The following is a 17,208-nucleotide window of genomic DNA, read 5'->3' on the forward strand; positions in this document are numbered from 1 at the left end:
CCACCTCTTTCACGATGTGTAGTCATTCGATCTCGGATTGTAGTCAGGGTGGGGGTCGTCGAGGCGAGGTCGGCGGGTGTGTGATGCTGTGAGGCGAGGAAAGGGATCGCTGTGAAGGAATTCGCCATCTACACCGGCCTGCGGGCCGCGCTGTTCGCCATCTGCTTCGCGGTGCTGTGGTTCGCGTTGCACAACTGGCTGACCGTCTTTCCCTTGCTGCTGATCGCCCTGATCCTCTCGTCGATCCTGTCGATCTTCGTCCTCCGGGCCGCCCGCGACCGGCTGGCCGGCAAGATCGAGACCCGCGCCACGAAGATCTCCACCCGCCTCGAGCAGGCCCGCTCGGCCGAGGACGACGACTGACCGCCCGCTGACTTGTGCGGTGGCGCCGGCGGCAGGATCGCCGCCGGCATCCGCGGGTGGGTCATACCGCGTCGAGGGCTTCGGTGATCTTGCGGATCATCTCGGTCATGGCCGGTCCGGTCCCGCCGCGCTCGGCGCGGGCGCCCGCCTCGACCGCGGTGAGGACGGTGCTGCGGAAGTTGGCGGCCTCGGTCTGATCCTGCTGCTGAAGCAGGCTCATGGACGCGGTCAGCGCCGGCAGTACCGTGTCGGCGAGTTCAGCGGTGGACTTGCCCTTGAGTTTCACGCTCTTCTGCTTCTCGGCGAGCGCGTGCCCGACCGGGCCGGTCGCGGCGGACAGGGCGAGGGCGCCGGCGACGGCGACCTTGCCGGCCGACTTCACGCCGGCCGCGGTGATGAGCGTGATCGCGCCGTGCGCGGCGGTGGCGAGGGTGAGCTTGTCGTTGTCGGTCAGGCTGATCGAGGAAGTGCTGTTGTTCGTCATGGGAAGACCATCGCGGTCCCGGCTGACACCGGTCTGTCCGCGCCCTGACACGGCCCCGACGCGCCCGGGCGCCTCTGCGTACCAGTCGAGCACTGGTACGCAGAGTGATTTACGCCACTGGTGAATTTCGGGGAAAATCGTTTGTGCATTCCTTCACATGAGTCGTAACGTGGTGGATGAAACGAAACCGTTTCGTTCTATCGGTGTTCTTGTAGCTACTCAGGGTGATGACTGTGGATGTGGTGCGCCAGCGGCCGCGGGTCGAAGGCGGTCGGGAGGAGGAGATCCTCGACGCGACCGTCGCGGTGGTGGCCGAGCTCGGCTACGACCGGCTGACCATGGATGCGGTGGCGACGGCGGCGAAGGCCAGCAAGGCCACGCTGTACCGGCGCTGGTCCACCAAGGCGGAGCTGGTCGTGGACGCGATCAGCCGGGCGAAGGGCTGCCCGATGCCGGAGGACGTCGACACCGGCAGCCTCCGCGGCGACCTGGTCTCGATGGCGTGCGGCGACGGCGGTTTCACCGACGAGATGCCGATGTCGGTGGTGGCCGGCCTGCTCACCGCGCTGCATCGCGACGCCGACCTGCAGAAGGCCTTCCGGGAGCGCTTCCTGGCGCCCCGCAACGAGCTGACCAACAAGGTGTACGAGCGTGCCGTCCAGCGCGGCGAGATCGCGCCGGACGTCGACGTCGCCCTGCTGTCGGTGACGCTGCCCGCGGTGATCATCCACCACGCCTACATCCTCGGCGTCGAGCCGACCGACGACCTGATCCTCCGAGTGATCGACAACGTGATCCTGCCTGCGGCGCGGGGGTCGCAGGTGAGCTGACCGGTGAGGGGCCGGTCCGCGATTCAACCAGGCAAGTCTGCCCAAGAGGGGAAACACTCATGTCCGAAGAAGTCATCAACGCCGATCCGCCGGACGGCCGGCCGGTCGACGCTGTGGCGGCGACCGGAGCCAACGCGCACGGCCATCGCAACCTCGGCATCGCGCTCGCGCTGATCTGCATGGCGCAGCTGATGGTGGTGCTGGACGGCACCATCGTGAACATCGCGCTGCCGCACATCAAGAACGAGCTGGGCTTCAGCGACGCGTCGCTGCCGTGGGTGGTCAACGCCTACGCGCTGGCGTTCGGCGGTCTGCTGCTGCTCGGCGGCCGGATCGGTGACATCGTCGGCCGCCGCAAGGTGTTCGTGTTCGGCGTCGTGCTGTTCGGTCTGGCGTCGTTCGTCGGCGGTATCGCCCAGAGCGAGGGCGTCCTGCTGGCCAGCCGGATCCTGCAAGGCGTTGCGGCCGCGGCCGCGTCGCCGAACGCGCTGGCACTGATCACCACCACGTTCCCGGCCGGCAAGGAGCGCAACCGCGCGATGGGGGTCTACGCCGCGATGTCCGGCGCCGGAGCGGCGATCGGGCTGATCCTCGGCGGCGCGCTGACCGAGGCCGACTGGCGCTGGACGTTCTTCATCAACACGCCGATCGGTCTGCTGGTGGCCGTGGCCGCGTTCCGGTTCCTGGGGGAGTCGGAGCGGCAGACCGGCAAGTTCGACCTGCCGGGCGCGATCACCGGAACGCTCGGTCTCACCTCGCTGGTCTACGGCCTGACGCACGCCGCCACCGAAGGCTGGGGCGACACCTGGACGCTCGTCTTCATCTTCGCCGGCCTGGCGCTGATCGGGACGTTCCTCGGGATCGAGGCGCGCTCGAAGCACGCGCTGATGCCGTTCCGGATCCTCGCGAACCGGACCCGCGGCGTGAGCTTCTTCGTGATGCTGATCGTCGGCGCGGCGATGTTCTCGATGTTCTACTTCCTGGGCATCTTCGTGCAGTCGATCATGGGCTACAGCGCGATCAAGACCGGTCTGTCGTTCCTGCCGTTCAGCTTCGGCATCGTGGTCGCCGCGCAGGTCGCATCGACGCTGGTGGCGCGGGTCGATCCGCGCTGGATCTCCGGCGCCGGTGGCGTGTTCGTCGCGGCCGGCATGTTCGGGTTCAGCCGGCTCCAGGTCGACTCGTCGTACCTGACCGACCTGCTGCCGTACATCCTGGTGCTGTCGTTCGGTATGGGCCTGATCTTCGTCCCGCTCACGCTGACCGCGGTCAGCGGCGTCGCGAACGAGGACTCCGGCGTCGGATCCGCCGTCCTGAACACGGTGCAGCAGATCGGTGGTGCGGTCGGCCTGGCGCTGCTGGGCACGATCTCCACCAGCGCGATCAAGGACAAGTTCGCCGAGCTGGCCCCGGGCCTGCAGAAGGCGGCCGAGTCCGGGCAGTCGCCGGACCAGATCAAGCAGCTGCAGGGCCAGTTCACCGCGCTCGCCACGACGCACGGTTTCACCCGCGCGTTCATCTGGTCGGCGTTCCTGGCGCTGGGCGCGGCCGTGATCACGCTCGTCGGCCTGTCGATCAAGCACAAGGACCTGGCCACCGACGGCCAGAACGCCGTCCACATGGGCTGATCGGCCGCAGTACTCGAAGGGCCTGCTTCCCGGGAGGGGGGAAGCAGGCCCTTCGTCTGTGTCTACAGCGGTTTGCGCATGACCAGTTCCCGGCGTACGCCGTCGGCCATCAGGTCGCCGGGCTCGTCGGTGTCGACGTACCCGTGCCGCAGGTACAGGTTGTGCGCCGGGTCGTTGCCCGGGACAACGGAAAGCTTCAGCGTCGCGGCGCCGATGCCGCGGGCCCAGTCCTCGATCGCGGTCATCAGCGCGTTGCCGACGCCCTTGCCGCGGCCCGCGGGCGCGACCCACATCGAGACCAGCTCGGCGGTGTCGTCGGCGCTCGGGAACCCGCCTGCCATACCGGCCGGCGTACCGTCGATCGAGGCGATCACCTGATAGGCGCCGGGCGAGCTCAGCCGCTCGCGCCAGCGGTCCTCGGTGGCGTCCACCCAGTCCGCGTACTGCGAACCGAAGGCGAACGGCGCCTCCGCGAGCGCGGCGAGCCGGAGCTCGCGCCACGCCTTCCAGTCGTCCGGGCCGATGGGTCTTACGTCGGTCACGTCCTGCTCCGTCGGGTCAGGGGCGGCAGCCAGTAGAACGGGATGAGCAGCGAGAACGCGACGATGCCGAGGATCGGCAGGATCGCGCCGAGCGCCGTGCCGGCACCGTACAGCAACGGGCCGAGCAGGAAACGGCGGCTCATCCGGCGAGCCTCGTCCGGGTTGATCGTGTCGCCCAGCAGCCGGTGACCGCGGCGCGCGTACTCCCAGATCGCGTTGAACGGCAGGCCGCCGGCGACGAGCAGCGCGCCGTACAGGACGACTGCCGTCCGCTCGCCCTCGTGGTTGCGCAACGCCGACGCGAACACACCGGCCGTGAACGGGATCAGGGCGACCAGCAGCAACAGGATCGTGTTCAGGAACAGCAGCGCCCGGTCCGCGCTCGCGATGTGGTCGAACATCGCGTGATGGTTCGCCCAGATCAGGCCGATCACCAGGAAGCTGATGACATAGCCCAGGTACGACGGCCACAGGTGGCCCAGCTGCTGCATGAGGTGAGAGGTGTCCTCGGGGACCTTGATCTCGATCACCAGCAGGGTGATCGCGATCGCGAACACTCCGTCGCTGAACGCTTCCAGACGAGCGGTCTTCAGCACCGGCCCCGTCACCGGGGCGGGAACTTCGACGACACCCAGTCGCGGACGCCGCCCAGGCCGTCGCCGAGGTCGCGGAGGAACTTGGCCAGCGGGTCCTGCGAGCGGTTGAACGCGTCGGTGTACGACTTGGCGGCGTTCTTCGCCTCCTGCGAGATCGACGCGTCGGCGTCGCCCTGCCGCTTCGGGTAGTCGCCGGAGACGATCGTCGTGTACTCGCCCTCGTCGACCCAGCGGCGCAGCTCATGCGCCCGGATGACGGCCATCGGATGTGACTGCGCCTCGAGCAGCAGCAGCTTCAGCACGCTGTCGCGCAGGTCGCCGGCGCTCTCGTACTCCGTGCCCTGGGCGAGGAACGTGGTGGTGTCGAGTTCGTCGAGCTGACCGCCGCTGGCGAGCTTCATCTGGACACGCAGCGCGACCGCCGGGTCCTGGACCGCGAGCAGACCCGCCCGATCGCCGGAGAGTTCCGCCTTGCGGTGCCATTCGTGCAGCGCGGCGATGATCGCACGGAGACCGAGCGCGCCGATCGGCATCCAGCCGACGGCGCCGGTCAGGCGCATCAGCCAGAGCAGCAGCGACTGGTACAGCGCGTGCCCGCTCTGCGCGTGGCCGAGCTCGTGACCGAGGACGAACCGCAGCTCCTCCTCGTCCAGGCCCTTGATCAGAGCGCTGTTCACCACGATGAACGGCTTGTCCATGCCGATCGTGACCGCGTTCCAGATCGGGCTGTTGGTGATGTACAGCTCGGGGAGCTGGCGGACGTCGAGCGTGGAGGCCGCCTCGGTGAAGAGCCGGTGCACGGTCGGGAACTGCCGCTCGTCGACCCGGATCGCGCCACCCAGGAACTGCAGCCGGAACGCCCGCTCGTTGATCATCCCCGACATCTTGCGCAGGACGTAGTCGAAGCCCTTCAGCTGCCGCAGCGCGACCAGCGCACCCCGGTCCGCCGGGTGCTCCCACGCCCGCGAGCTGATGTCGGTCAACGTCACCCGCTGCCGCGTCGGCCGATCACTGTTCTCGGTCATCGTTCCCCCTGCCCGGTCGTCATGGATTCCCAACCTAGCTCGCCCCCGGGGTCCAGCGGGGATTGAGCGCCGCGGCCAGCAGCCCGGTGGGGATCCAGCCGATCGGAACCGCCCACCAACCGAGGCCCTGGCCGGCGGCGATGGCAGTCGTCCCGACCGACAGCGCCGTACCGGCCAGCCAGTACCAGAGCGCGTTCCAGCCGGGGCGCTGCGTGCCGCGGCGGTAGCCGACCCAGGCGAGCGTCAGGGTCGCAGGGAGAGCCAGGGCGATCGCGCCGACGGTGAGGATCGCGAGGATCATCGCGACCTCGGCCGGCGAGAACTCGATCGCGCCGAGCGGGATCACCGGCGCCGCCCGGTGCGCAGGTACCCGGCGACCATGAGCGCGACGAACCAGTCAGGGACATCGATCATGGGACCGATCCTCGCGGCCGGGGCGGGTGGTTGCAGAGCGTAGGAATACTCAAATCGCGCCGTACGTCTTAGCCTGGCCCGCATGAGTGAGGTAGACGGGGTGTGCCGTGAGGTCGACCGGCGCGACGACAAGGCGCGGGCCTGGGTCTCCGAGGCGATCCGGATCGTCGACGCCGACGCGAACCGCAGCGCGGACACGCACCTGCACGTGTTCCCGATGCCGGCAGGTTCCGGCGTGGACCTGTACCTCAAGGACGAGTCCGTCCACCCCACCGGCTCACTCAAGCACCGGCTCGCCCGCTCCCTGTTCCTGTACGCGCTGTGCAACGGCTGGATCCACGAAGGCACCACCGTCATCGAGGCGTCCAGCGGCTCCACGGCCGTCAGCGAGGCGTACTTCGCCCGCCTGCTCGGCCTGCCGTTCATCGCGGTGATGCCGGCGTCCACGAGCCGCGAGAAGGTCGAGCTGATCGAGTTCTACGGCGGCCGCTGCCACTTCGTCGAGCGCTCCGGCCAGATCTACGGCGAGGCCAAGCGGCTGGCCGAGGAGACCGGCGGGCACTACATGGACCAGTTCACGTACGCCGAGCGTGCGACCGACTGGCGCGGCAACAACAACATCGCCGAGTCGATCTTCGGGCAGCTCTCGCTCGAGGCGCACCCGATCCCGACGTGGATCGTGGTCGGCGCGGGCACCGGCGGCACGTCGGCCACCATCGGGCGGTACGTGCGGTACCAGCGGTACGACACGTCGGTCGCGGTCGTGGACCCGGAGAACTCCGCGTTCTTCCCCGCCTTCGAGGCCGGCGACCACGACTTCTCCACCGGCCGCCCGTCCCGCATCGAGGGTATCGGCCGCCCGCGCGTCGAGCCGTCCTTCGTCCTCGGCGTCGTCGACCGGATGATCTCGGTCCCCGACGCCGCCTCGATCGCCGCGATGCGCTTCTGCTCCCGCGTCACCGGCCGCCTCGTCGGCGGCTCCACCGGCACCAACCTCTGGGGCGCCCTCCGCCTCGCCGCCGAAATGCGCCGCACCGGCGCCCGCGGCAGCATCGTCACCCTCCTCTGCGACAGCGGCGAACGCTACGGCAACACCTACTACGACGACACCTGGCTCCGCACCGCCGGCATCGACATCACCCCCTACACCACCACCCTCGAAACCTTCGCCACCACCGGCCACTGGACCGAACCGGAGTAAACAGCCCCCCGCGTGCTACGCAGTACGTGTTTGTGGATTGCCGTCGACTGGTTGGTGCTCGGTCAGGGCAGGAGTGCGACTTTGCCCACCGTGGCTCGGGAATCGAGTTCGGCGAGGGCTTTTGAGCCGTCGGCCAGGTCGTAGGTCGTGGGCTGGGCGGGGGTGAGTACCCCGGTGGCGATGAGGTGGAACAGTTCTGCCATCACCTCGCCGAAGATCTGTGGTGTGTGCTGGATCAGGGTGCCGATGTTGAGGCCGATGAGGTGGAGTTGGTGTTTGTAAACCAGGTCCCAGTTGGTGATCGTGGCTTCTCCGGCGGGGAGGCCGGTGACGACTACTCGGCCGGTGACGCGTTTGGTGGCGGTCAGGCTCATCTCGAGGGTGGGGCCGCCGATCGACTCCAGGGCCAGGTCGACACCGGCGCCGTGCGTTAACCGCAGCACTTCGGCGGCCAGATCGGTGCTGCGAGAGTTGAGGATGTGGTCGGCGCCAAGGGCGCGCACGACGTCGTGCTTCTCGGGGGAGGCGGTGGCGATCACTGTTGCGCCGTAATGCTTTGCCAGCTTCACGGCGGCTTGGCCGGTTCCACCTGCCGCGGCGTGGATCAGTACGGTCTCGCCGGCGGTCAGCCTGCCCAGCGGCCGGAGCGCGGCCAAGGCGGTCGGCCAGCTGACGACCAGGCCCAATGCCTGCTCGTCGTTCCATCCCGCAGGCACAGGCACGGCCGCGGCCGTGGGCAGCACCAGGTACTCGGCGAACGCTCCGCCGCCGATGCTGACGCCGATCACGTGAGTGCCGACCGCGAGCTGAACCCCGTCACCGACGGGGACCACCTCACCGGCGGCCTCGATGCCGGCGATGTACGGCGGGTTCGGGCCGCCTGCGAAGGTGCCGCGGGACTGGGAGATGTCGACGTAGTTGAGGCCGGCTGCTCTGACTCGCACGAGAACCTCGCCAGGGCAGGGCTCCGGGATCGGTACGTCGGTCAGTTGCAGGTCCTGGGGTCCGTTGAGCGACATCTGCTGCAGTGCCCGCATGACATCCTCCTTTGTTGGTCGGTTGACCAACAAATCGTGGCACCGCCGTGTGGGCCGGTCAAGATAAACTTGGTCGATCGACCAACAAAGTCGGGGAGGATCGATGGCAACCCGCGGCCGGCCGCGTACGTTCGACCCGGACGTCGCCTTACGTCAGGCCTTGGACGTCTTCTGGGAACGCGGGTACGAGGGCACGTCGCTCAGCGACCTCGCCGGGGCGATGGGGATCCGGTCCGCGAGCATCTACGCGTACTTCGGCAGCAAGGAAAACCTGTTCCGGCAGGTCATGGCCCTGTACGGAACAACCGCAGGCGGGCCGCCGCGCCGTGCCCTCCGCGAAGGATCGACCGCCCGCGAGGCGATCCACGCGATGCTGCAGGCGACCGCGGATCAGATCACCCATCCAGAACATCCGCACTACTGCATGCTCGTCCTCGCCGCCCCGACCGGCGCCGTCGAGAATCACGCAATACGCGAGTTTCTGGCCGACGGTCGGCACGGCCAGTACGTCGAGATCAAGGACCGCCTGTCCCGTGGCGTGACCGACGGCGATCTCGCCCCAACTGTCAGCCTGGAGGCGATGGCCAGGTATTACGCCACCGTCGTACAAGGCCTCTCGATCCAGGCCCGCGACGGCGCCACCCGCGCCGAACTGGAGACCGTCATCACCTGCGCGATGGCCGCCTGGGACACCCTCGCCGCATGACTCGCATCCTGATCACCGGCATGTCCGGCGCCGGCAAGACGACCCTCCTCAACGAACTCGCCCGGCGCGGCCACGAAACTGTCGACACCGACTACGACGGCTGGGTGACGGCTGACGGCGCCTGGGACGAGGCACGGATGGCGCAGTTGCTGGCGGACCACCTCGACGTGGTCGTCTCGGGCACTGTTGAGAATCAGGGCGGGTTCTACGACCGGTTCGAGCATGTGGTGTTGCTCAGTGCTCCGGTCGAGGTGCTCATCGAGCGCGTGACCCGTCGTACGAACAACCCGTACGGCAAGACCCCTGAGCAGCAAGCGAAAATCGCCACCTACGTGCGGACTGTCGAGCCCCTGTTGCGGCGCGGCGCGACGCTTGAGCTCGACGGGCGGCAGTCGGTCGCTGACCTTGCCGACACCGTGGAAAGGCTGCTCGACTAAGTCACGCGGACACCGCGCCCAGGGCGAGGCCCACGCCGAGGCCGATGGCGTAGAGGAGTTCGGTGAGGCCGGTGAACTTCAGGACCGGGATCAGGGCGGGGCCGACGGCGTCGCTCAGGATGATGCGGGTGGACTTCACGGCCAGGGGGAGCGCGATGAACGCCAGCAGGGTCCAGGGCGTCGCGATGACGGAGACGGCGGCCAGGACGAACGCCAGGGCGATCAAAGCGGCGTAGAAGCGGCGGGAGAGGGCTGCGCCTAGGACTACGGCCAGGGTGCGTTTGCCGGTGACTGAGTCGGTGGGGATGTCGCGGAGGTTGTTGGCTACCAGAAGGGCGCATGCGATGGCGCCGATCGAGACGGCGCCGGCCACTGCGGTCCAGCTCAGGGCCTCCGCCTGGACGTACGTCGTACCGAGGACGGCGACCAGGCCGAAGAAGAGGAAGACGCTGACCTCGCCGAGGGCGCGGTAGCCGTACGGGCGCTTGCCGCCGGTGTAGAACCAGGCGCCGAGCAGGGACGCGGCGCCGGCGACGAGGAGCCACCAGGTCGTAGTTGCGCACAGCACGATGCCCAGCAAGGCGCCGATGCCGAAGCAGGTGAAGGCGGCGGTCTTGACCGCCCGTGGGGTGGCGACCTTGGAGCCGACCAGGCGGAGTGGGCCGACGCGGTTCTCGTCGGTGCCGCGGATGCCGTCGCTGTAGTCGTTGGCGTAGTTGACGCCGATCTGCAGGGCCAGCGCGACGCCGAGGGCCAGCAGCGCCTTCCACCAGACGAAGCCGTCGAGGTACGCCGCGGCGCCGGTGCCGACGAGCACGGGGGAGATCGCGGCGGGCAAGGTGCGGGGGCGGGCGCCTTCGATCCACTGGGCAGGGGTAGCCATGACCGTCGATTCTGTCAGCCGCACGGCCGACCGCCCGAAGCGCCCCGGCGCGCCGAGTCGTGGCGAATGGCTCCGGCCCTGTTCGCCGAGTCGTGGGAAATGGCCGGGCGGCACAGCCGGAATCCATGACTCGGTGGTCGGCCGCCGGTCGGCCGGTCCGGTGCGACCGGCTGGGTGGGTGGGCCGTACGCTCGGAGGGACATGTCTAGGTTGCGGCTGGTTCCGGGGACGCCGGACGGGGTGTTGGCGGCGCTCGCCGGTGTGCTGGACGGGGGCGGAGCGCCATTCGCGCCGGTGCCGGAGGACGCGGTCGGAGCGGCGCGGGTCCAGCAGGCGGCCAGGCCGGACGAGCCGGTCGAGGACGGCTGTGCGGTCGTGCTGACCACCTCCGGATCGTCCGGGGAGCCGAAGGGCGTGCTGCTCTCGCGGGAGGCGCTGGTCGCGTCGGCGGTCGCCACGCACGACAGGCTCGGCGGCCCGGGGCAGTGGTTGCTGCCGATGAAGCCGTACTTCGTGGGCGGGCTGCAGATCCTCACGCGCTCGCTGGTCGCCGGTACGACGCCGGTGCTGCTCGGCGACAGCTTCACCGAAGCCGCCCGGCAGCTGACCGGCGTACGGCGCTATACGGCGATGGTGCCGACGCAGCTGGCCCGGTACCTCGAGACCGACCTCCAAGCGCTGCGCTCGTTCGACGCGATCATCATCGGCGGGGCGTCGACGCCGGAGCCGCTCAAACAACGCACCGCGGAGGCCGGCGTGAAGGCGATCCCGGCGTACGGGATGACAGAGACCGGGAGCGGCTGCGTGTACGCCGGTGTGCCGCTGGACGGCACCTCGATCGACCTCGGCGCCGATCAACGCATTCTCATCAAGGGAAGCACGCTGTTCTCCGGCTACCGGCTGCGGCCGGAGCTGACCGCGGAGGTGCTGTGCGACGGGTGGTTCCGGACCCAGGATCGCGGTGAGCTGGTGGACGGTCGGCTGCAGGTGATCGGCCGCGTGGACGACGTGGTCATTTCCGGTGGGGTGAACGTCACGCTGACGACGGTGCAGGCCCGCCTGCTCGAGCATCCGCGGGTGAAGGACGCCGTAGTACTGGGGGTTCCGGATGCTGAGTGGGGGACGCGCGTCGTGGCGTTCGTCGTCGGCGAGCCGACGCGCGACGAGGCTCGGGACTGGGTCAGCCAGACCCTGCCGCGGACCTGGGCTCCGCAGGACGTCGTACAGCTCCAGGCGTTGCCGATGCTTGCCTCGGGCAAGGTGGATCGGCAGCGGCTCCTGGAGGGCGTGCGGTGATCACGTACTCGATCGGCCTCAAGAACAAGTTCCGCGGGATCACAGTGCGCGAGGGGATGCTGTTCGAAGGCCCTGCGGGCTGGGCGGAGTGGAGCCCGTTCTCGGACTACGACGATGCCACCTGCGTGTCCTGGCTGCGGGCCGCTCGCGAGGCGGCCGAGGTCGGCTGGCCGGCACCAGTACGCGACCGTGTGCCCGTCAACTGCACTGTGCCCGCGGTTGGCCCTGAGAAGGCAGCCGAGATCGTCAGAGCATCTGGCTGCAGTACGGCGAAGGTGAAGGTGGCTGAGTCGGGTCAGACGCTCGCTGACGACTTGGAGCGCGTGGAAGCAGTACGGGACGCCATCGGCAGCGGACAGGTACGCATCGACGCCAACGGGCTGTGGTCGGTGGACCAGGCCGTCCAGAACCTCAAGCAGCTGCAGCGATTCGACCTGGAGTACGTCGAGCAGCCGACCGCAACCGTGGAAGAGCTGGCCGAGGTCAGGCGCCGTACGGACGTACCTGTCGCGGCTGACGAGTCGATCCGGCGCGCTGAGGACCCGCTGCGGGTCAAGAAGCTCGACGCGGCGGACATCGCCGTACTGAAGGTGCAGCCGATCGGCGGCGTCCGTGCGTGCCTGGACATCGCGGAGCGGATCGGACTGCCCGTCGTGGTCTCGTCAGCACTGGAAACCTCGGTGGGTATCGCAGCCGGCGTTGCGCTCGCCGCCGCACTGCCGGAGCTGCCCTACGCCTGCGGCCTGGCCACGGTGTCGATGTTCACGCGAGAGGTCACCACCGAGCCATTACTGGCCAAGGACGGTTTCCTGCCGGTCAGACGCGTCGCACCGGATCCCGAGCTGCTCCAGCAAGCGCTGGCCGACGCGGACCGGACCAAGGCGTGGGAAGAACGCCTGTCCCGAGTAAGGAGTGCCGGATGAACCCCTCCACGGCCTTTGCGACGGTGGTGGTCGACGAGCTGATCCGCTGCGGCGTACGCGAGGCCGTGGTGTGCCCCGGCTCGCGCAGCGCCCCGCTGGCGCTGGCGTTCGCGGCCGCCGACCGGGACGGCCGGCTCAGGCTGCACGTGCGGATCGACGAGCGTACGGCGGGCTTCCTGGCGATCGGCCTGATGCGCGGTAGCGGACTGCCGGTGCCGGTCGTCACGACCTCGGGTACCGCAGTGGCGAACCTGCACCCGGCCGTACTCGAGGCGTCGCACAGCGGCCTCCCGCTGATCGTGCTGAGCGCGGACCGGCCGCCTGCGCTGAGAGGCAGCGGCGCGAACCAGACCACCGATCAGATCAAGGTGTTCGGCTCTGCGGTCCGCCTGTTCCACGAGATGGGTACGCCGGTGCGTGAGGCCGGCCAGGTGGCGTACTGGCGGTCGCAGGTCGCGCGTGCCGTGGCCAACGCGACAGGTGCGCGCTCCGCGGACCCTGGCCCGGTGCAGCTCAACTGCCCGCTCAGTGAGCCGCTGGTGCCAACTGACGGACCTGAGTGGCCGGAGCCGTTGCACGGACGCAGCACGGGACCGTGGACCGCCGTGCACGCTGCGAGTGCTCAACCCGCTGCCGTGTCTCCAGGGCCGAGGACCGTGGTCGTTGCTGGTGACGGGGCCTCGCAAGCGGCGCGGCTAGCTGCTGAGGCGGGGCGGTGGCCATTGTTCGCGGAGCCGTCCAGCCGGGCGCGGACGGGCCCGGCGGTGGTCAGTGCGTACCGGCTGTTACTGCAGGCAAGCCCTCTCGCCGGTGAGATCGAGCGGGTGCTGGTCTTCGGGCACCCGACCCTGTCGCGGCCGATCGCGAAATTGCTGGCGCGGGCCGATGTCGAGCTGGTCGTGGTCGCGCCGACCGGCCCGTGGCCGGACCCAGCCCGCCGCGCGGCTTCCGTGGTCTCCGGACTGACCGTCACCGGACCCGACACGACCGGCTGGCTGCAGAGGTGGCGGGACGCCGACCAGGCGGCCCGTCCGGAGATCGACAAGGTGCTCGCGGACCGCCTCAGCGGACCGCGCGTCGCGGCGCTCGTCGGTGCGGCGGTCGGTGCCGACGGGATGCTCGTGGTCGCCTCGTCGAACCCGGTCCGCGACCTCGACCTCGCACCGGTCGTCCCGATCCGCACGATCGCGAACCGCGGCCTGGCCGGGATCGACGGCACGATCTCGACCGCCGTCGGCGCCGCGCTCGCGAACGCGGGCCCGACGTACGCGCTGATCGGCGATCTCGCCTTCCTGCACGACAGCACCGGGCTCGTCATCGGGCCGGACGAGGCCCGGCCCGACCTGCGGATCGTGGTCGTGAACGACAACGGCGGCGGGATCTTCTCCACGCTGGAACAAGGCGACCCGGACCACGCGACGCACTTCGAGCGGGTCTTCGGCACACCGCACAACGTCGACCTCGGCGCTCTGTGCGCGGCCAGCGGTACGCCGTACACGCTGGTGGAGACCGTCGACGAGCTGCAGGCCGCGCTGGCGCTCACGGTCGCCGGCCTGGACGTCGTCGAGGTGCGGATCTCCCGGGACGGTCACCGCCCGATCGGCGCGGCGCTGGTCGCGGCGCTCAGGCAGCTGTAACCGGCACCTTTCGCGCGGGCTGCAAGGTCCTGAGGTGGCTGAGCAGCGGTACGGCCATCGCGATGACCAGCGCGGTCGTCGTGAGGATCGGGATCGTCGCGCCGCGCAGTGAGGAGTTGAGCGGGGCGGCGATGGTGAAGATCAGGCTGACCGCGGTGATGATCGTGGTCAGCCGGCGACCGGGCCGGGCCACGGCCAGGAACGGCAGACACCACAGGAAGTACCAGTCGTGCGCGCTCGGCCCGAGGACGACGACCGCGAGCAGTGCGACGCCCACAGCCCTCGCTGCGTAATGGATGGACGACCGAAGACTCAGCCACGCGATCAGGCCGAGCGCTGCGACCATACCGACCAGGCGGACGATCTGGAGAGCCTGTTCGGCCGCAGTGTCCTCACCGAGCCAGCCGAGGATGCCGGACGCGGCCATGCCGATCAGGTTGGCGATGGAGAACGGTGAACGGACCAGTCCGGGTACGTCGAGCGCCCCGAGCCAGCCGGAGCCCACACCGGTCAGCGCGCCGATGGTGACGAGCGTCAGTACGGACACCGCGCCCGCAACGACCAGGCTGGCGAACCGGTGCAGCCGCCCGGCGAGCGGGCTCATCACTGCGGCAATGGCGACCGCCACCAGCCCGCCCGGAAGCTTCACGGCGGCCGCTGCACCGGCGATGACGGCCGCCGTACCCCAGCGGCCGGTCAGTGCGAGCGCGAAGGCGCTGCAGGCCAGCCCGAGCATCAGTACGTCGTTGTGTGCCGCGCCGATGCCGTGGGTGATCAGCATCGGGTTCAGGACGACCAGCCAGGTGGCGACAGCCGGGTCTACGCGGCATGCGATCGCCAGCCGCGGCACGGCCCAGGCGATGAGAACTATGCCCAGTACGGCGAGGAGGCGGTGCCCCAGCATCAGCACGTACGGGTCCATGGTGACGTGGGCGAGCAGACCGCCGTACGCGAGCGGCAGGGGACCGTACGGCGCCGGTGTCTGCATCCACATCGGGTCGACGGCCTCGATGATGTGGCCGGACAGTACGCCGGGGCCTACGTCGTACGGGTTGTAGCCCTCGGCGACCAGGGCGCCCTGGGCCGCGTAGCTCCAGGCATCCCGGCTGAACAGCGGCGGAGTCAGGAGGAGCGGTGCGCTCCAGCACGCCGCCATACGGAGCAGGGGGAGACGTGCGCCGGCCATGACCTGCCTGCCGACGGTCAGCCAGGCCCAGGCCATCAGCCCGAGCCCGGCGACCATGAACGTCAACCCGACCATCCGACCGGGCAACGAGTGGCGAAGCGGAACCGCAGCGACCCACGACGACGCCGGCACCACCGACGTCACCAGGCTCGCCATCGCGACTACGACAGAGCCGACGACCCCACGGACCACCGGCGAGCGCATGAGCGGACCGTAGCCCGCCCATGCAACACACCAATGAACATCAAGCAGATTCCTTGCGGAACGTTCTTGCGCCGACAGCGAGTCCGATGACTGTCAGCAGGACCACCCAAAACAGGCCCCAGAGCGAGGACGAGCTGCCGATGTCGCCGCGGAACAGGGCGCGGACGCCGTTCACCACGTGCTTCAGCGGGCTGATGTCGGACAGGTGCTGCAGCCAGGCTGGGCCGATCTGCATCGGCAGCAGGATGCCGGACAGCAGCAGCAGCGGCATGGCGATGCCGTTGAGCAGCGGCGCCAGTGCGTCCTCGCTCTTGGTGATGAGCGCGACCGAGTACGACAGCGAGGCGAAGGTGGCGCCGAGCAGCGCGACGATCACCAGCGACAGCAGTACGCCGCCCCACGGGGCCCGCAGACCGAGGGGGAGCGCGGCGAGCAGCAGGAGGATCGACTGCACCACGAGGACGACGACGTCACGCAGTACTCGTCCTGCCATCAGTGCGATCCGGGAGGCGGGGGTGACGCGGTCGGCCTCGATGACACCGGCCCGGTACTCCGCGATCAGGCCGAAGCCGACGAACATCGCGCCGAACATGCCGAGTTGCACGATCAGGCCGGGAATGAACACCTGGTAGGCGTTCGTGGTCGCGCCCTGGCTGATCTGGGCGGTGATCGGCTTCAGCAGCGGGCCGAACAGGAACAGGTACATCAACGGCTGGCTGAGCATCAGGATCGACCACATCGGGTTCCGCAGCGACAGCCGCATCGCGCGGTGGAAGACGATCCAGGTCTCACGCAGGACGGTCATGCCGCAGTCTCCTCGACAGCCTCGGGGGCCGTGTCCTCGTCGCGGAGGGAACGGCCGGTCATGGTCAGGAACACGTCGTCGAGGGTCGGTCGATGCACCTCGACACCGTGCAACTCGATGCCCTGGGCATCGATCGAGCGCAGCAGGCCGGGCAGCACCGAACCGCCGCGCGGGATCCGGAAGCCGACCACGTCGTCCGACGTCTCGACCTCGCCGGCGCCGTCGAGCTCGCGGACGATCTTCATCACCGCGGGCGCCTGTGCAGCGTCCGCGAGACGCAGCCGGACGGCGTCCCCGGACACCTGCTCCTTGAGGGTTTCCGGCGTTCCGGAGGCGACGATCCGGCCGTGGTCGATGACCAGGATCCGGTCGCAGAGCGCGTCCGCCTCGTCCAGGTAGTGGGTGGTCAGGAAGATCGTCGCGCCCCGGTCGCGGAGGCTGCGGATGTGTTCCCACAGGTTGGCCCGCGCCTGCGGGTCGAGGCCGGTGGTCGGCTCGTCGAGGAAGATCAGCTTCGGGTCGTGGATCAGGCCCATCACGATGTCCAGGCGCCGGCGCTGACCGCCGGACAGCGTCTTGCACTGCCGGCGCCAGAGGCCGGGCAGGTCGAGCTCCTCGAACAGCCGCTGCCCGTCCGCGGCCGCCTTCGCCTTCGGTACGCCGTACAGCCGGGCGTGGTCGACGACCTCGTCGCCGGCGATCGCCTCGGGCAGTGTGGACCCGCTCTGCGGCACGTACCCGATCCCGCGCCGGACGCCGACCGGGTCCTTCGCCAGGTCGCAACCGGCCACCGTCGCGGTCCCCGCCGTCGGCGTGATCAGGGTCGCCAGCATCCGCATCGTCGTGGTCTTGCCGGCCCCGTTCGGCCCCAGGAACCCGACGATCTCCCCGTCGGCCACCTCGAGATCAACCCCCTGCACCGCCTGTACAGGGCCTCTCTTCGTCTTGAACGTCCGCACCAGCCCGCGCGCTTCGATCATCATGCGGGCCAGTGTGACTAATCAACTTTGA

19 protein-coding genes are annotated in these 17,208 nt (G+C 69.3%); 9 read left to right on the top strand and 10 right to left on the bottom strand.

Features of this window, described 5'->3' with window-relative positions:
* Nucleotides 1–111: 111 nt before the first annotated feature.
* On the top strand, nt 112–363 hold the full coding sequence (locus tag AB0L64_RS22155; protein ID WP_363712767.1) for a DUF4229 domain-containing protein: 252 nt from the start codon (nt 112–114) through the stop codon (nt 361–363).
* Between the two features lie 61 nt (nt 364–424).
* On the opposite strand, the gene AB0L64_RS22160 is transcribed toward AB0L64_RS22155, so the two are convergent.
* Nucleotides 425–847 (bottom strand): hypothetical protein, encoded by a 423-nt coding sequence (locus AB0L64_RS22160; RefSeq protein ID WP_363712769.1) that lies wholly within the window; start codon nt 845–847, stop codon nt 425–427.
* Nucleotides 848–1,080: 233 nt separating this feature from the next.
* Between AB0L64_RS22160 and AB0L64_RS22165 the strand changes: the two genes are divergently transcribed.
* Both AB0L64_RS22165 and AB0L64_RS22170 read left to right on the top strand, forming a co-directional pair.
* A complete protein-coding gene (locus AB0L64_RS22165; RefSeq protein ID WP_355482157.1) occupies nt 1,081–1,677 on the top strand; it encodes a TetR-like C-terminal domain-containing protein in 597 nt (198 codons plus the stop codon).
* Nucleotides 1,678–1,736: 59 nt separating this feature from the next.
* Complete coding sequence (locus AB0L64_RS22170) at nt 1,737–3,305, top strand: MFS transporter (protein WP_363712772.1); 1,569 nt, start codon at nt 1,737–1,739, stop codon at nt 3,303–3,305.
* A gap of 62 nt (nt 3,306–3,367) precedes the next feature.
* Here AB0L64_RS22170 and AB0L64_RS22175 read toward each other — a convergent pair whose 3' ends face one another.
* The 4 genes from AB0L64_RS22175 to AB0L64_RS22190 are packed head-to-tail and all read right to left on the bottom strand — an operon-like array spanning nt 3,368 to nt 5,814.
* Complete coding sequence (locus AB0L64_RS22175) at nt 3,368–3,847, bottom strand: GNAT family N-acetyltransferase (protein ID WP_363712774.1); 480 nt, start codon at nt 3,845–3,847, stop codon at nt 3,368–3,370.
* A complete protein-coding gene (locus tag AB0L64_RS22180) occupies nt 3,844–4,455 on the bottom strand; it encodes a TMEM175 family protein (protein WP_359940832.1) in 612 nt (203 codons plus the stop codon). Before AB0L64_RS22180 ends, AB0L64_RS22175 begins: the two co-directional genes overlap by 4 nt.
* The gene (locus AB0L64_RS22185; RefSeq protein ID WP_363712777.1) at nt 4,452–5,468 is read right to left on the bottom strand and encodes a M48 family metallopeptidase; all 1,017 of its coding nucleotides are present in this window, start codon (nt 5,466–5,468) and stop codon (nt 4,452–4,454) included. Before AB0L64_RS22185 ends, AB0L64_RS22180 begins: the two co-directional genes overlap by 4 nt.
* A 34-nt stretch (nt 5,469–5,502) precedes the next feature.
* A complete protein-coding gene (locus tag AB0L64_RS22190) occupies nt 5,503–5,814 on the bottom strand; it encodes a hypothetical protein (RefSeq protein WP_363712779.1) in 312 nt (103 codons plus the stop codon).
* A 150-nt stretch (nt 5,815–5,964) separates the two neighbouring features.
* Here AB0L64_RS22190 and AB0L64_RS22195 point away from each other — a divergent pair, with 150 nt between their 5' ends.
* Entirely contained in the window at nt 5,965–7,083 is a 1,119-nt protein-coding gene (locus AB0L64_RS22195) for a PLP-dependent cysteine synthase family protein (RefSeq protein ID WP_359940841.1), read from the top strand.
* A 62-nt stretch (nt 7,084–7,145) separates the two neighbouring features.
* Here the strand turns inward: AB0L64_RS22195 and AB0L64_RS22200 are convergent, their stop codons facing one another.
* The gene (locus AB0L64_RS22200) at nt 7,146–8,120 is read right to left on the bottom strand and encodes an NADPH:quinone oxidoreductase family protein (RefSeq protein WP_363712781.1); all 975 of its coding nucleotides are present in this window, start codon (nt 8,118–8,120) and stop codon (nt 7,146–7,148) included.
* A 103-nt stretch (nt 8,121–8,223) separates the two neighbouring features.
* Between AB0L64_RS22200 and AB0L64_RS22205 the strand changes: the two genes are divergently transcribed.
* Both AB0L64_RS22205 and AB0L64_RS22210 read left to right on the top strand, forming a co-directional pair.
* Entirely contained in the window at nt 8,224–8,826 is a 603-nt protein-coding gene (locus AB0L64_RS22205) for a TetR/AcrR family transcriptional regulator (RefSeq protein WP_363712783.1), read from the top strand.
* The gene (locus tag AB0L64_RS22210; protein ID WP_363712785.1) at nt 8,823–9,263 is read left to right on the top strand and encodes an AAA family ATPase; all 441 of its coding nucleotides are present in this window, start codon (nt 8,823–8,825) and stop codon (nt 9,261–9,263) included. Before AB0L64_RS22205 ends, AB0L64_RS22210 begins: the two co-directional genes overlap by 4 nt.
* A 1-nt stretch (nt 9,264) precedes the next feature.
* Here the strand turns inward: AB0L64_RS22210 and AB0L64_RS22215 are convergent, their stop codons facing one another.
* Nucleotides 9,265–10,146 (bottom strand): 1,4-dihydroxy-2-naphthoate polyprenyltransferase, encoded by an 882-nt coding sequence (locus AB0L64_RS22215; RefSeq protein ID WP_363712787.1) that lies wholly within the window; start codon nt 10,144–10,146, stop codon nt 9,265–9,267.
* A gap of 201 nt (nt 10,147–10,347) precedes the next feature.
* On the opposite strand from AB0L64_RS22215, the gene AB0L64_RS22220 reads away from it, so the two are divergent.
* From AB0L64_RS22220 to menD, 3 genes are read left to right on the top strand one after another with little or no spacing between them, the layout of a single operon-like run.
* On the top strand, nt 10,348–11,442 hold the full coding sequence (locus AB0L64_RS22220) for an AMP-binding protein (protein WP_363712789.1): 1,095 nt from the start codon (nt 10,348–10,350) through the stop codon (nt 11,440–11,442).
* Nucleotides 11,439–12,365 carry an o-succinylbenzoate synthase gene (locus AB0L64_RS22225; RefSeq protein WP_363712791.1) on the top strand — a complete coding sequence of 309 codons (927 nt, stop codon included), beginning with the start codon at nt 11,439–11,441 and terminating at the stop codon, nt 12,363–12,365. Before AB0L64_RS22220 ends, AB0L64_RS22225 begins: the two co-directional genes overlap by 4 nt.
* Complete coding sequence (gene menD, locus AB0L64_RS22230; protein ID WP_363712793.1) at nt 12,362–14,002, top strand: 2-succinyl-5-enolpyruvyl-6-hydroxy-3-cyclohexene-1-carboxylic-acid synthase; 1,641 nt, start codon at nt 12,362–12,364, stop codon at nt 14,000–14,002. Before AB0L64_RS22225 ends, menD begins: the two co-directional genes overlap by 4 nt.
* On the opposite strand, the gene mptB is transcribed toward menD, so the two are convergent.
* From mptB to AB0L64_RS22245, 3 genes are read right to left on the bottom strand one after another with little or no spacing between them, the layout of a single operon-like run.
* Nucleotides 13,989–15,392, bottom strand: coding sequence for a polyprenol phosphomannose-dependent alpha 1,6 mannosyltransferase MptB (gene mptB / locus AB0L64_RS22235; protein WP_363712795.1), 1,404 nt, complete (start codon nt 15,390–15,392; stop codon nt 13,989–13,991). The genes menD and mptB overlap by 14 nt on opposite strands.
* A gap of 40 nt (nt 15,393–15,432) precedes the next feature.
* Nucleotides 15,433–16,197, bottom strand: a complete 765-nt coding sequence (locus AB0L64_RS22240) for an ABC transporter permease (RefSeq protein WP_359940867.1) — start codon at nt 16,195–16,197, stop codon at nt 15,433–15,435.
* Nucleotides 16,194–17,180: an ATP-binding cassette domain-containing protein gene (locus tag AB0L64_RS22245; RefSeq protein WP_363712798.1), complete on the bottom strand. Its 987-nt coding sequence runs from the start codon at nt 17,178–17,180 to the stop codon at nt 16,194–16,196. Before AB0L64_RS22245 ends, AB0L64_RS22240 begins: the two co-directional genes overlap by 4 nt.
* Nucleotides 17,181–17,208 lie beyond the last annotated feature (28 nt).

Origin of the sequence: Kribbella sp. NPDC051936 (genome assembly GCF_040680955.1) — a bacterium.
GTDB lineage: Bacteria > Actinomycetota > Actinomycetes > Propionibacteriales > Kribbellaceae > Kribbella.

Bases quoted from the DNA above. Each gene is read 5' to 3' on its own strand.
- AB0L64_RS22160 (WP_363712769.1), bottom strand. From the start codon at position 847: ATGACGAACAACAGCACTTCCTCGATCAGCCTGACCGACAACGACAAG.
- AB0L64_RS22170 (WP_363712772.1), top strand. From the start codon at position 1,737: ATGTCCGAAGAAGTCATCAACGCCGATCCGCCGGACGGCCGGCCGGTC.
- AB0L64_RS22185 (WP_363712777.1), bottom strand. From the start codon at position 5,468: ATGACCGAGAACAGTGATCGGCCGACGCGGCAGCGGGTGACGTTGACC.
- AB0L64_RS22195 (WP_359940841.1), top strand. From the start codon at position 5,965: ATGAGTGAGGTAGACGGGGTGTGCCGTGAGGTCGACCGGCGCGACGAC.
- AB0L64_RS22200 (WP_363712781.1), bottom strand. From the start codon at position 8,120: ATGCGGGCACTGCAGCAGATGTCGCTCAACGGACCCCAGGACCTGCAA.
- AB0L64_RS22205 (WP_363712783.1), top strand. From the start codon at position 8,224: ATGGCAACCCGCGGCCGGCCGCGTACGTTCGACCCGGACGTCGCCTTA.
- AB0L64_RS22210 (WP_363712785.1), top strand. From the start codon at position 8,823: ATGACTCGCATCCTGATCACCGGCATGTCCGGCGCCGGCAAGACGACC.
- AB0L64_RS22215 (WP_363712787.1), bottom strand. From the start codon at position 10,146: ATGGCTACCCCTGCCCAGTGGATCGAAGGCGCCCGCCCCCGCACCTTG.
- AB0L64_RS22220 (WP_363712789.1), top strand. From the start codon at position 10,348: ATGTCTAGGTTGCGGCTGGTTCCGGGGACGCCGGACGGGGTGTTGGCG.
- menD (WP_363712793.1), top strand. From the start codon at position 12,362: ATGAACCCCTCCACGGCCTTTGCGACGGTGGTGGTCGACGAGCTGATC.
- mptB (WP_363712795.1), bottom strand. From the start codon at position 15,392: ATGCGCTCGCCGGTGGTCCGTGGGGTCGTCGGCTCTGTCGTAGTCGCG.
- AB0L64_RS22240 (WP_359940867.1), bottom strand. From the start codon at position 16,197: ATGACCGTCCTGCGTGAGACCTGGATCGTCTTCCACCGCGCGATGCGG.
- AB0L64_RS22245 (WP_363712798.1), bottom strand. From the start codon at position 17,180: ATGATGATCGAAGCGCGCGGGCTGGTGCGGACGTTCAAGACGAAGAGA.